Source organism: Sphaerisporangium album (assembly GCF_003323745.1).
Taxonomy (GTDB): domain Bacteria; phylum Actinomycetota; class Actinomycetes; order Streptosporangiales; family Streptosporangiaceae; genus Sphaerisporangium; species Sphaerisporangium album.
In genome coordinates, this window is sequence record NZ_QOIL01000036.1 from 1 (window position 1) to 13355 (window position 13355).

Below are 13355 nucleotides of genomic sequence, written 5' to 3' on the forward strand. Positions count from 1 at the left end.
TCCGCCTGCGCGGCCCGAGCGGGACCTACTACACCGTCAAGAGCAGCGGCGGCACCTCCTGCACCTCCTTCGGCACCCGCAACTACTCCGTCCCCGTCAGCCAGACGGCCGCCGGAACCTGGACCCTCGAAGTCGCCGACCAGTACAGCCTGGACACCGGCTTCCTGGACTCCTGGAGCATCACCCTCTGAGTCCCGTTCGGGGCGCCTGCCCAAAGCGCCCCGAACCAGGCCATAGGCACACACCCCCCGGGACCCGGCACCTCCGGTCCCGGGGGGTCGCGTTTCCGGGGCGGGCGGCGCGCGGTCCGCTTGTTCAGGCGGGCGGCGCGACCTCGGTGCGCGAGCGCACGCCGAGCTTGCGCAGGACGGTCGCGACGTGGCTCTCGACCGTGCGGGTCGACAGGAAGAGCACGTCGGCGATCTCCCTGTTGGTACGGCCGAGCGCGACCAGCCGGGCGACCTCCGTCTCGCGCTGGGACAGCGCGGTGGCCTTGCCGCGCGGGGAGAGCGCGGCCGCCCTGCCGCGCCGTCCGCGCGGAAGCTGGAACTCCACGCCGATGTCCCGCAGCACGCGGCGGCACCGGGCGGCGTCATGGGTGGCGCCGAGCTCCCCGTACCGCTCCGCCACGTCGGCGAAGGCCGTCGCGGCGCCGGGATCGCCGACCGCGAGCATCGCCCGCGCCTCACCCTCCCCCGCCCGCGCCGCCGCGTACGGCTGGGGGATGACGGCGTACGCCTCGCGGGCGCGGGCGAAGTGCGCGGCGGCCTCGGCGTGACGCCGCTCAGCGGAGGCGAGCGCGCCGCGCGCGGACTCCAGGGCGGCGTGCGCGGCCGGCGAGATCTTGTCGGCGACGCCGGCGGCGTACTCGGCGACCAGGGCGGCCGCCTCCTCCGTCCGCCCGGCCCAGGCCAGCGCGTTGACGGCGGACGGCGCCAGGTAGGCGCCCCACACCCACACGCCCTTGCGGCGCAGCCGGGCGACCGCGCGCTCGGCCTCGGCGACGGCCTCGTCCAGCGCGCCCCTGGCCAGGTGCAGCTCGATCAGCCCTCCGGCGGCGGCGTCCACGACGGGCGCGTACCGGCTGTCGGGCGCGTCGAGCCCGGCGGCGTGGAAGTGCCGGGCGGCCTCCTCCCATTCGCCGGTCGCGAGCGCGAGCATGCCCAGCACCAGCCAGACGTCCACCGCGATCTGCGGGGTGTCCGCGACCAGCTCGCTCATCGCGATGGCGCGCTCGCGCAGTCCGGCCCAGCGTCCGGTCAGCCACTCCATGCGGATCGCCGAGACGTCGACGATGTAGGCGCTGTACTCCGCGCCGGTCTCGGCGGCCAGGCGCCGTCCCTCGCGGGCGATCTTCTCGGCCTCGGGATATAGCCCGAGCGTGATCAGCGAGTCGTAGAGGTTGGCGTACCCCCGGGCGGCCTCCCGGCGGACCGCCATCCGCGTGTCGGCGATCGGCAGCGTGTCCGCGACCGCGAACGCGTCCGGGGCGCCGATCGCCATCTGTAAAGAGGCGCGGTTGGCCAGGACGGCCGCGGCGACCTCGGGGTTGTCCGCGCTCGCGACCAGCTTCTCGGCCCTGGCCATCCATTCCGTGTGCTGGGCCAGCGACTCGGTGCCCCACGCGGGCATCGCGAGGCAGGCCAGGCCGCGCGCGGCCAGCGTCGGCTGGTCGGTGAGCTCCTCGACGGCGGCCTTGATCTCCGGACGGCCGCCGACGGTGTCGCCCGCCTGGTTGGACAGCAGGAGGCCCAGGTGCAGCCGCGCCTCCGCGCGGGCGTCGGGCGACAGGAAGTCGTCGCGCAGCACATGGCGCAGCAGCCGTACCACCCGCTGGTGAGACAGGCCGCTTCCGGCGAACTTGCTCAGCTTCAGAGCCAGCGGCCCGCGCTCGGGCTCGGGCAGGTCCGGGTCGTCCAGCATGCCCTCGACCACCTCGATGGCCAGGGCCGTGTCGCCGAGCGCGGCGGCGCGGTGGGCGGCGGCCGATCCGTGACGCAGCCACGCCTCGATGTCGCCGGCCTGCCGGGCGTGGAAGGCGAGCTGGACGAGCGGCGGCGAGTCCATGGCGGCGAGCGCGCCCACCACCCGCTCGTGCGCCGAGCGCCGCTCGGGCCCGGGGATGGCGTCGTACACCGCCTGCTCGGCCAGCGCGTGGCGGAAGCCGTACCGGCCGCGGGAGTCCTCGTGCAGGACGCCGGCCCGCAGCGCCTCGCCGAGCCCGGCCGAGTCTCCCCCGGCCGCGGCGATCAGTTGCTCCCCGGCGGGGACCCGCAGCACGGCCGCCACCTGCACGGTGCGCACCGCCGCCGCGGACAGGGACGCCATGCGCTCGGCCATCGCCTCGCGCAGCAGCAGCGGCACCCCGGCGCGGTCGAGCGCCTCCGGCTCCCCCGGGTCGCGCAGGGACCGCACGACCTCCTCGACCACGAACGGGATGCCGGCGGTGCGGTCGTGCAGCCGGGCGACGAAGCCCGAGGACAGGTCCGAGCGGTTCAGCAGCGCGCCGGCCAGGTTGCCGACGTCGGTCACGTCCAGCGGCACCAGCGGCACCACCACGCTGGTGGTGTCCGGGTGGTGCCGGTAGGCGCGGCCCAGGGACGCCCGGGTCGCGCCGTGGTCCTCCCTGCGGTAGGTGATCACGAGCGCCAGCCCGGCGGGAGGCTGGTCGATGAGGAAGCGCAGCAGGTCGCGGGTGCCGTCGTCGGCCCAGTGCAGGTCCTCGATGACGAGCACGGCCGGTCCGACGGCGGCCAGCAGGGCACGGATCGCCCGGAACACCCGGTGGCGCTCGGCCCGGGGGTCGTTGAGCGGCGGGGGCGCCGGGGGAAGAGCGCCCGCCAGCTCGGGCAGGTAGCCGGCCAGCGCCCCGGTCACCGGGTTGAGCGTGCCGGGCTCGGGGAGCCGGCCGCCGACGTCCCGGAGCGCCTCGAACACGGGCCCGTACGGGAACGGCTCACGGATCTGATGGCAGTAACCGAGGAGGACCGCCCGGTCGCCGGGCACGTGGCCGAGCGCGGCGCGAACGAGACGGGTCTTCCCTATGCCGGCCTCCCCCTCCACCAGCACGACCGCCGGAGGGCGGGCTATCACATCGATCACTGTCCGTAGTTCCGAAGCACGTCCGACCAGTGCGAGCGAAGGCACGCTGCTCATCGACAGCTCCCAGGGTAGGGATTTCGGGACTCCCCGGGACAGTTATCCCCATACCTTCGGCGAAGGTCAACCCTTCCCTGTAACAGCCTTGTTGCGGATCACGTCAAGTCGGGCGCGGAGGTGTAAGACATCCGGACACGGAGGGTGGCGCCACGTTCGGCCGCCGCCCCGAACGGGTCAGGCGCCGGGCGTGAAAACGTGGTCGACGAGGCGGGCGGTCGCCTTGCCGTCGTCGCGGGGGACGTAGGTGCGGACGAACTCCTCGTAGCGGTCGGTGTAGTCGCCGGCGAGGGCGTCGATCAGGCGGACGGCCTCGATGACGTCGGCCGCCTCGGCCAGCAGGGGGCCGGGCGCCTCGGTGCGCAGGTCGAGGTAGAGGCCGCGCGAGTTGCGGTAACGCTCCAGGTCGTAGCCGAAGAAGATGATCGGGCGGCGGGTGACGGCGAAGTCGAAGATCACGGAGGAGTAGTCGGTGATCAGGACGTCGGCGATCAATAACAGGTCCGCCATATCCGGATAAGTCGTGACGTCGATGGCGAACGGGTACTCGTGGGTCATCGGCCCCGGACGCACCAGCGACGCCGGCCCCGGAACCACCAGCCCCGTGGACGCGGGCGCCGCCTGCATCGTGTGCCCCCGGACCAGCAGCACATGATCACGGCCGAGCACCCGCCTGGCCTCCGCCAGGTCGAGGCGCACCGAACTGTTCCTGCGGTCGTGGTCGCGCCACGTCGGCGCGTACAGCACGACCCGCTTGCCGGCGGGCACGCCGAGGTCACGCCGCACGGCCGCCGCCAGCTCGGCCTGGTCGGACGAAACCAGCACGTCGTTGCGCGGGTACCCCGACTCCAGGATCTCGCCCCCGTACCCGAACGCCCGGCGCAGGATCTGCGACGCCCACGGGCTCTGGGTGACCAGAAGATCCCAGTTGGCGACCTCGGCGGCCTGCCGGTACCACGCGGGCGGCCGCGGCTCACGGGTCATGTGCCGCTGGTCGCCGCCCACGCGCTTGAGCGGGCTGCCGTGCCACATCTGGACGCACAACTGGTCCTCGCGGGCGCGAAACCACTGCGGCATCAGCGTGTTGGTGAGGATGTGCCGCGACCGGGCCAGCGCGGTGTAGTGCTCGCGGCTGCCCTCGCGGACCACCCTGGGCGTGATGCCCGGGCCGAGGCCGAGCGCGGCCGAGTCCGGCGGGACGAAGGCGCCGTCCTTGACCACCCAGATGTGCTCGCGGTCGTCGCCCCGGCGCAGCCGCTCCTCGTACACCGCCCGCGCGCTGTCGGAGTACGACCTGCCGTCGAAGGAGACGTACACCGTGGCGTCGCGCAGCTCGCGGCGGCGCTCGGCGGGGTAGTGGACGCGGCGCATCGACCACAGGCCGACCGCGCCCTTCTCGTCGTCGGGCACGTGCTCGGCCGCGACCAGCACGGGCACGTCGAAGCGGGTCGCGACCAGGCGGTACTCGCGGTCGCCCACGATGTGGACGCCCTCGTCCAGCGTGTCGAGCAGGCGGTGGTCCACCCGGAGCGGGGCCGTGGTGCCCTTGCCGCCGGCCACCGACAGGCTCCAGGCGCCGGACGCCAGCGCGACGGTCGTCCCGAACCTGGGCATCTCGCCCGGTGCGACGCGCACGGAGAACTCCGGCCCGGACCTGGTGAGCCGGAGGCGGTAGGTCAGGCCCGCGCGCTGGCGCAGCACCAGCTCGCGCGGCCCCGGATCGGGGTCGTGGTAGGTGCCCGCGAGGGTGAGCGCGCCGTCCTCGCCCCACTCGGCCGAGGTGATCACCGGCCAGACGCGGTGCGCCGACACCACGGCCCGGTCGCGGCGGTCGCGCAGGACGGTGACCTCGCTGCGGTCCAGGCCGATGCGCGTCTCGGCGTCGTCGTCCATCATCACGGGGGCGGCCGGGTCGCCCTTGGGCTCGATCCACAGCCGGCGGGCGTCGCGCTCCTTCATCAGCGCGGGGACGGCGAGCGGCACCGAGAAGCTCGTGCCCCCCTCGGCCGGGGTGAAGTCGGCCGCGATGCGGTGGCCGCCGAGACGGGCCCGGCCCTTGGTCGCCGTGGTGCCCGGCAGGAAGCCTTTGAGCTCGATCTGGTCGCCCTCGTGGACGACGCCGGTCAGCTCGGCTCGGGTGGGCTGGAGCACGATCTGCAGCACGCGGTCGGACGTCCAGGCCGGGCGCACCCACCAGCCGGGACGGACGCGCAGCCCCGCAGGGCGCTCGGTGCGGCCCATGACCGGCCCGCGCACGGCGCCCGTCGCGCGGGCTCCCCGGCTCCAGATGACGATGTCGGCGCGCCAGGTCGTCGTGTCCGGCACCGCGGGCCGGCGCCGCAGCAGCCGCTTGGCGCCGTGGTAGGCGGCGCGGATGGACGCCCGCCAGCGCAGCGACCACGGCCGCACCTCGGCCACGAACCCCGCCCAGTCGTAGTTACAGCCCGGCTCGGCGGCCCCGTACGTCGCCTCGGGCCGGTAGACGCGGCGGGTGCGGGCGGTGATCGGTGGCACCCAGCGCGGGCCGCGCAGCACCACCGTCGCGCGGTTCAGGCGGCGGCTGCGCACCGAAAGCCCGACGAGATAGGCGTGGCCGGTGACGCGGAGCCGCCCGTCGTGCCAGGACACGTCCGACACCTCGGTCACCGGGACCAGGTCGGACCTGCGCAGGCGGAACAGCGACGCGGGCGCCTCGACGGGCAGGTCGGCGTACCAGGCCAGGCCCCTGCGGACGCGCTTGACCGGCTCGCCGGTGGCCGCCACCAGCCCGGCCAGCTCGCCGCCCTCGGCGAGGGCCGCCGGGTCGCGGTTCTCGACCAGGTGGTAGGCCAGACGCCGGGCCACGGGCAGGGCGCGCTTGACCGCGGGGTCGACGCCGGCGAGGTAGTCGCGCAGCAGGTCGATCGCCTGCCGCAGGCGGGTGGCGTCCCTCTTGGCGGCGGACTCCAGGCGCAGGGCGAGCGGCCCGTTCAGCGCCTCGGCGTGCAGGCGCCGGCGCTCCGCGCGGGAGAGCCCGTGGGAGTTGACGGCCGCGATCAGCGCGTCGAGCGGCTCTCCCCTGTCGTACAGGTCCTGGGCGGCCCGCAGTCGATCGGCGACGACGTCGACACCGTCGACGCTGTCGCCGGCCTGCGCGGGCGTGGCACCGGTGGCCATCAGGGAGGCACCGCCTTTCCAGGTCTACCGCAAAGGGCGTCCCTGGAATGGTAATGCGCATTCTTGAGAACTCACTGGTGATCACCGAGCCATCGGGCGTGGCGCATGTCGGCGCGCTCGCCCCGCAGCGGCGTGCCCTCGTCCCGCCAGAGGACCAGGCACTTGTCCTCGTGGCCGGGAGGCGCGGTCCCGTCGGCGTGGACGACCCGCCACCACGGGACGCCGCCGCCCCAGGTGGACATCACCCGGCCGACCTGCCGGGGGCCGCCCTCTTCGAGGTATTCGGCGATGTCGCCGTACGACATGACCTTGCCCGGCGGGATGCGCTCGACGACGTCGAGCACCCGCTCGGCGAAGGGTGTCGGATCGCTCACGTGTTCCTTCCGGGCTTCCTCTCGGGCGCGGGCGCTCCCGGCGGGCGGACCGTCAGGCGGCCCACTGGACGGGGCCCCGGGAGAGGATCTCCTCCAGCTTGCCGAACTCGTACGCCGCGGCGCCGTTGACCTGCTCGACGATACCGTCGCGGATGACGTAGGCCTCGCCGTCCTCCCCGACCAGGCTGCCGCCGAGCAGGGCGGCCAGACGGGCGAGCTGGGCGACGTTCCAGTCGGACGTCGGCTCCCCGTAGAGGCGCCCCTGCCAGATGGCGACGCGGTGCTCGGCGTCGCCGTGACGGGCGATCACCTCGGCGTCCTCGGGCGTTCCCCGCAGCTCCAAGCCGGCGTCGGCCGACGCCGTCGCTCGCGTGAGCTCGGCGTAGGCGAGCGGCGATTCACGTTGTACGCGCAACTCGTATCCCACGAGACGGGAACCATAGCGAACCTTTACCGATCATCGGTACGAGATCGCGCGGGATCGGTATGACCGCATCCGAACTGCCGCCGAAAGGCGTCCGAAAAGCATTCGAATCGCGGCCATCACGTGATCATCGACGCTCCGAGCGCCGCGTGAGCACCACCACACCCGCGCCGAACCCGGCGAGCCCGAGCAGCACGCCGGCGCCGAACACCCACAGCCGCACGGGATCGGGGCCGGGGCGCACGGGCGGGGGCGAGGTCGCACCCTTCCCGAAGTGCAGGCCGCTCTGGACGGGAACGGCGGCACGATACCCCGTCAGGTCCCCGGCCTTGCGCAGCGCGGCCGCCGCGTCGACCACGCCGAAGCCGATCTTGTCGTCGTAGCGGCCCGCGGGTACGCCGCGCGTGGTGGTCGCGAGGGCGCGGGAGACCAGCTCGGGGCCCAGTTGCGGATATTTCGCCTTTATCAGCGCGGCGACTCCGGCGACCAGGGCCGTGGACACGCTGCTGCCCTCCATCAGGACGTACCCGCCGCCCGCCTTCACCGCCGGGACCGCCACCCCCGGCGCGCCCACCAGCACCGACAGGTTGTCGCTGCTGAAGGCGGCGTGCCTGCCCAGCCGGTCGACCGCGGCGACCCCGATGACCCCCGCGAACCCCGCGGGAAAGCTCCAGAACGACGTCCCGTACCTGCGCGCCGCCACCGAGTCGCCGTCGTTGCCCACCGCCGCCACGAGCACCACGCCGCGCTCCAGCGCGTACGCGACCGCCTGGCGGTCGGCCCGCTGCGGGACGTACTCGCCCAGCGACATGCTGATCACCCGCGCGCCGTTGTCGGTCGCGTAGCGCATGGCGCGCGAGATCGGCGTCTCGACCGGGGCGCCCAGCCCGTCGTCCGGCTCGATCAGCCGGTACTCGGGCTCGTCGGTGAGCACCGGGATCGACAGGATCTTCGCGTCCGGCGCCAGGCCCGTCAGGCCGCCGTCCCGGCCCGAGCCCGCGACCAGGGAGGCCATCGCCGTGCCGTGCACGCCCGCCGGGGGCACGACACCGTCGTAGGCGTCCGAGCGCAGGTCGGGCCCGACGGTCACCTTGCCCGCCAGTTCGGGCACCTTGGGGTCGACCGCGCTGTCGATCACCGCGACGGTCACGCCCGCGCCGCGCGTGACCTGCCAGGCCTGCTCGGCGTTCAGCGCGTCCAGCACCCAGCGCTGGGCGCCGCGCACGTCGTCGGACGGCACCGACGGCCCGGCCACGGCCGGCGGCGCCGGCAGCAGGCCCACGAGCACCAACGCCCCCACGGCGGCCGCCGCGCGGCGCGGCCGGCCGGCCTTCACGCGCCTCAACACACGTTCCCCTGGGTGCAGCGCGGGATGTCCGGAGGCGCCGAGAGGCCGCGGCCGATGTGGCCGGCGATGGACTGGGCGGTCGGCCACAGCTCGCTGTGCGGGATCTCCCCCCGGGGGATGGCCTCGCGGGTGCGCCCGTCGCTGTAGCCCGCGGTGGTGAAGATGATGTACGGGCCCGCGCCCACCCAGCCCGTGCGCTGGCGCTGCGCCGCCCCGAACGACTCGGTCACCGTGCCGGGGAACGCCACGGGGCGCACGCCCACCCGGTCGTCCACCGGCAGTTGGCCCGCCGTCCGCACCCGCGTCTCCTCGTCGGCCAGCACGGCGACCCCCACGGTCACAACGAACGAGGACGTCTGGTCGACGTAGGTCGCCCGCAGCATCGTGCGGCAGCCGAACTGCCGGAGCACCGAGCCGACGGGCGCGTCCACGACCGACGAGCACGACGCCTCCGGGGCGATGCCGACCCGCTTGGCGTACTGCCGCACCCGGGACAGGCCGATGTACTCGATCTGCGGAGGGAACACGGCGTCGGCCGGCCACGCGTACCAGCGCCGGGCCACGTCCTGCTCGACGTACCGGGCCCGCTCGGCCACCGTCAGCGGCCGGGACCGCGTCTCCCGCAGCGCGCCCACGACGCCGAGCAGCACGTCGGTGGCCGCGACGGCGAGGAGAATCCCCATGATCAGCAGGAAGAGGGATCGAAAACGGACCCCGCGTTCGAGCGCCACGCGCTCCTGGAACTCACGCAGCCCCGCGGCCCGTGCCCGTGAGCCCATCCACGGCCGCGACGTCCCGGGGGCCGCCCCGTGCGAGGCGCCGCCTGAAGGGAGCCGGCCTCTGAAGGACGTGCCTCTGCCACGCGCGGGCCAGGGCGCCGGCCGCGCCCGTGGCTCTTCAGGCGACATACTACGATGCTACGTCGGTGTCCGCTTCCGGCGTTCCGCACGCGCCCTCGCCACCCCTCGTGTTCCGTCGGCGTCGCCCCCTCATCGTGATGCGGATCCGGGGCCGGATGCCTTTCGTCCCACGTGAACGCCTTCCCGCCCCTCTTCCCTCCACGGCGTGTCCCATTCCGGGATCGGTGGGTTTTCCGTCATGTGCGCGGACTTTCCGGCGGCAGGGGCAGGCCGGGGAGCCGGGGTGACGTCGGGGCGACGGGTCTCGTGGGGCCGTGGATCATGCCAGGGCGGCCGGGGGCGTGTGGGGCTCGGGCCACGTCCGGCCTGGGGTCACGTCGGGGCACGCTCCCACTGGCGGGCCGTCCAGAGGTCCGCTTCCTCGTGCGCGCGGCGGCGCCTGGCCCGGCGGACCATCACGATCATGGCGGCGAGTCCGCCGCACGCGAGAAGGCCCGCGGCCAGCGCGATCGTCCCGTACATCGTGATCAGGTGCGGGTCCCTGCGCACGACCCGCACGGGGGCGAGGGCGGCCTTCGCGCCCGAGGCCATCGGCAGGGCGGGGTCCTGGACGCCGGCGCCCGTGGCGGCGAGGCGGTGGTGGGAGAGCCGGGCGGCCTCGGCCAGCGCGCGTGCGGCGTTGACGACGCCGAAGCCCATGCCGGGGTCGTAGCCGCGCGAGGGACGGCGGGTGGCGCCGGTGGTGAGCGCCTGGGCCACCAGGGCCGGGGACATGCGCGGATATTTCGCCTTTATCAGTGCGGCCACCCCGGAGACCAGCGCCGTGGCCTGCGAGGTCCCCCTGCCCACCCAGTACTGGTCGCCCGGACCGGCTCCGTAGATGTCCACCCCCGGCGCGGCCACGAGCACCAGCGAGTTGCGGTTGGAGAACGACGCCTTGCGCAGGCCCCGGTCGGCCGCCGCGACCGAGATCACCCCGGGCAGCGACGCCGGGTAGGAGTACGGCCCGGTCTTGCGGCCCGCGCCCTCGTTGCCCGCCGCCGCCACCAGCACGACGCCCTTCGACACGGCGTAGCGGATCGCCGCGCGTTCCTGGCGCGTGGGCTGGTCCTTGGAGATGGACAGGTTGATCACGTCCGCCCCCCGGTCCACGGCGTAACGGATGCCGCGCGCGACGACGTTCTCGAACTTCGGCTCGGAGTTGAAGTCCCGGAACCCCGGCTCGTCGTCCTCCAGGATCACCCGCACCGACAGCACCTTGGCCTCCGGCGCCACGCCGATCACCCCGTCCGCCCCGCCCGGCCCGTGGCCGTGCCCGGCGATCAGCGACGCCATGTAGGTGCCGTGCAGGCGGCGGGGCGGGACGCCGCGCGGGTTGGCGCCGGTGGTGAAGTCGGGGCCCGTGACGACCGAACCGGCGAGGTCGTGGTGGCGGGGATCCACGCCGGAGTCGAGGACCGCGACCTTCGCCCCGGCGCCGCGCGTGATCCGCCACGCGGCGTCGACGTCGAGCGTGCGCAGGACCTGGCTCTGGCTGCCGCGCACCTGGTCGGCGCGCGCCGGAGGCGTCGTGACGAGGGCCACGAGGGTCAGGGCGAGCAGGGTCGCCAGGAGGGTGGGACGGGCCGCGCGGCGTCGGAGCGCGGGAGTGGGTGCTGCGGCTTTTGCGGGTGCAAATGGTGAAATATCCGGCATGCCGGAGGGGGGTCGGGTCAGCACTGCCAGTCCTTGCCCGCGCAGTCGGGACGCGCCGGCGTGGCGAGCGTCCGGACGATCCGCTCCTCCAGGTCGGCGGTGAAGGAGAAGATCGTCGACCGCTGGCGGCCGACCGAGCGCGCCGGCCTGCCGTCCACCTGACCCGCCGTCGCGATCACCAGGTATGGCCCCGCCTGCGCCACCGAGGACGTCTGCCGGGCCGCGGCCGTGAAACGGTCGGCGACGGTCCGCGGGAACGCCAGCGCCCGCAGCCCCGGGGACGGCGTTCCCCCGGGCGGGAACGCCGCCCGGGCCGTCAGCGCGGACGCCTGGTCGGGGAAGGCCGCGACGCCGATCGTCACCACCACGCCCTGGAGCGCGTCCAGGTACGTCGCCCGCAGCACCGCCCGGCACCGGGCCGCCTTCAGCGCCGCCCTCAGCGCGGCGTCCACGGCCGCCGAGCAGTCGGTGCGCGAGGAGATGCCCACCCTGCGGGCGTTCTCCTCGCCGCCCTGCTCGGCGACGTACGGCAGCAGCGGCGGGAACACCTTGCCCGCGGGCCAGGACCGCCAGCGGCGCGCCATCTCCTCGTTGGACGCCTGCTGGACCTCCGCGGCGTTAGGCCCCCGGGTGAGCTCGGCCCCCGCCGCCCCACCGGCGATGCCGGCGACAACGGCACAGATCAGCGCCCCCAAGCCCACAGCGCTGTACCTACCGCGCGACCTCCGGTCGCGCGGCGCGAGCGCGCCCTCGATCCGGTGCTCTTCCGTCGCCACTCGGAAGGGCTCGTTTCTCACCCTTCCTCCCTCCTCCAGAGCACCGGCGCGCCCTCACGCGGTGTGGGCGCCGTTCGGGCACCTCGTGCGCTCGACCTTAACGCGGTGGGTGGTGAGGGGGCCGGGGTTCATACGGATAGACCGGATGGAGGGGACTTCCTGGGCCGCAAGGTGACGGTTTGCTTACTAAATGGACAGGGTCGGGCAGGGTGTCCGGGCATCAGGGCGGAAATGCGACGGCCCGCTCGTCCTGGGACGGGCGGGCCGTGGGTGCGATCGGGCGTCAGTAGGTCGGCAGGGAGGGGTCGACGGTCTTGACCCAGCTCAGGACGCCGCCGCCTACGTGGACGGCGTCGGTGAAGCCGGCGTTCTTCACGACCGCCAGCGCCTCCGCCGAGCGGGCGCCGGACTTGCAGTGCAGGACGATCTTCTTGTCGTGCGGCAGCCGCTCCAGGGCGACGCCGCGCAGGAACTCGCCCTTGGGGATCAGCACGGCGCCCGGGATGTTGACGATCTCGTACTCGTTCTGCTCGCGGACGTCCACGAGGAAGATGTCGTCCCCGCGGTCCTGCATGTCCTTGAGCTCCTGGGCGGTGATCGTGGAGCCCGTGGCCGCCTGCTGGGCCTCGTCCGAGATGGTGCCGCAGAACGCCTCGTAGTCGATCAGCTCGGTGATCGTGGGGTTCTTGCCGCAGAGCGGGCACTCCGGGTCCTTGCGGACCTTGACGTCGCGGTACTTCATCTCCAGCGCGTCGTAGATCATCAGGCGCCCGACCAGCGGCTCGCCGATGCCGGTCAGCACCTTGATCGCCTCGTTCACCTGGATCGAGCCGATGGACGCGCACAGCACGCCGAGGACGCCGCCCTCGGCGCAGGAGGGCACCATGCCGGGAGGCGGGGGCTCGGGGTACAGGCAGCGGTAGCAGGGGCCGTGCTCGGCCCAGAACACGCTGGCCTGGCCGTCGAAGCGGTAGATCGAGCCCCAGATGTACGGCTTGCCGAGCAGGACCGCCGCGTCGTTCACCATGTAGCGCGTGGCGAAGTTGTCGGTGCCGTCCACGATCAGGTCGTAGGAGGCGAAGATGTCCATCACGTTGTCGGTCGTGAGGGCCACGTTGTGGATCACGACGTTCACGTAAGGGTTGATCTCGCGCACGCTCGCGGCGGCGCTCTCGGCCTTCAGACGGCCGACGTCGGACTGCCCGTGGATGATCTGCCGTTGGAGGTTCGACTCGTCCACGACGTCGAAGTCGACGACGCCGAGCGTGCCGACTCCGGCGGCGGCGAGGTACATCAGGGCCGGGGAGCCGAGGCCGCCCGCGCCCACACAGAGCACCTTGGCGTTCTTGAGCCGCTTCTGCCCGGCCATCCCCACGTCGGGGATGATCAGGTGGCGAGAGTAGCGGCGCACCTCGTCAACGGTCAGATCGTCGGCCGGCTCTACCAGCGGTGGCAACGACACAGTTCTACGCTCCCGTTTCGGGGGATCTTCCCAAATGGCGGCTTGCCGTCAGGCTACGCGTCCCGCCGTCTGTCACAACCTAACCCGGTCGCCCCCGCATTCCC

At 73.7% G+C, this 13355-nt stretch carries 10 protein-coding genes; 1 reads left to right on the forward strand and 9 read right to left on the reverse strand.

Annotation, left to right across the window (positions count from 1 at the left end):
- Positions 1-191 (forward strand): proprotein convertase P-domain-containing protein (locus DQ384_RS38730; protein ID WP_181871671.1); only part of this gene is annotated, 191 nt, incomplete at its 5' end.
- A 124-nt stretch (positions 192-315) separates the two neighbouring features.
- Here the strand turns inward: DQ384_RS38730 and DQ384_RS38735 are convergent.
- The 9 genes from DQ384_RS38735 to moeZ all read right to left on the reverse strand — a co-directional run bounded on the left by DQ384_RS38735 (position 316) and on the right by moeZ (position 13251).
- Positions 316-3156, reverse strand: a complete 2841-nt coding sequence (locus tag DQ384_RS38735; RefSeq protein WP_114033871.1) for an AAA family ATPase — start codon at positions 3154-3156, stop codon at positions 316-318.
- A gap of 177 nt (positions 3157-3333) precedes the next feature.
- The gene (locus DQ384_RS38740; protein ID WP_114033872.1) at positions 3334-6312 is read right to left on the reverse strand and encodes a CDP-glycerol glycerophosphotransferase family protein; all 2979 of its coding nucleotides are present in this window, start codon (positions 6310-6312) and stop codon (positions 3334-3336) included.
- 71 nt (positions 6313-6383) lie between these two features.
- Complete coding sequence (locus tag DQ384_RS38745) at positions 6384-6686, reverse strand: MGMT family protein (protein ID WP_114033873.1); 303 nt, start codon at positions 6684-6686, stop codon at positions 6384-6386.
- Between the two features lie 52 nt (positions 6687-6738).
- A complete protein-coding gene (locus DQ384_RS38750; protein ID WP_245967077.1) occupies positions 6739-7101 on the reverse strand; it encodes a hypothetical protein in 363 nt (120 codons plus the stop codon).
- A 136-nt stretch (positions 7102-7237) separates the two neighbouring features.
- A complete protein-coding gene (locus tag DQ384_RS38755; protein ID WP_245967086.1) occupies positions 7238-8446 on the reverse strand; it encodes a S8 family serine peptidase in 1209 nt (402 codons plus the stop codon).
- Positions 8447-8451: 5 nt separating this feature from the next.
- Positions 8452-9237, reverse strand: a complete 786-nt coding sequence (locus DQ384_RS38760) for a hypothetical protein (RefSeq protein ID WP_114033876.1) — start codon at positions 9235-9237, stop codon at positions 8452-8454.
- Between the two features lie 453 nt (positions 9238-9690).
- Positions 9691-11037: a S8 family peptidase gene (locus DQ384_RS38765; RefSeq protein WP_245967078.1), complete on the reverse strand. Its 1347-nt coding sequence runs from the start codon at positions 11035-11037 to the stop codon at positions 9691-9693.
- On the reverse strand, positions 11031-11810 hold the full coding sequence (locus DQ384_RS38770; RefSeq protein WP_245967079.1) for a hypothetical protein: 780 nt from the start codon (positions 11808-11810) through the stop codon (positions 11031-11033). The genes DQ384_RS38765 and DQ384_RS38770 overlap by 7 nt, the downstream gene beginning before the upstream one ends.
- A 262-nt stretch (positions 11811-12072) precedes the next feature.
- Positions 12073-13251 carry an adenylyltransferase/sulfurtransferase MoeZ gene (moeZ, locus tag DQ384_RS38775; protein ID WP_114033878.1) on the reverse strand — a complete coding sequence of 393 codons (1179 nt, stop codon included), beginning with the start codon at positions 13249-13251 and terminating at the stop codon, positions 12073-12075.
- Positions 13252-13355 lie beyond the last annotated feature (104 nt).

Bases quoted from the DNA above. Each gene is read 5' to 3' on its own strand.
- DQ384_RS38735 (WP_114033871.1), bottom strand. From the start codon at position 3,156: ATGAGCAGCGTGCCTTCGCTCGCACTGGTCGGACGTGCTTCGGAACTA.
- DQ384_RS38740 (WP_114033872.1), bottom strand. From the start codon at position 6,312: ATGGCCACCGGTGCCACGCCCGCGCAGGCCGGCGACAGCGTCGACGGT.
- DQ384_RS38760 (WP_114033876.1), bottom strand. From the start codon at position 9,237: ATGGGCTCACGGGCACGGGCCGCGGGGCTGCGTGAGTTCCAGGAGCGC.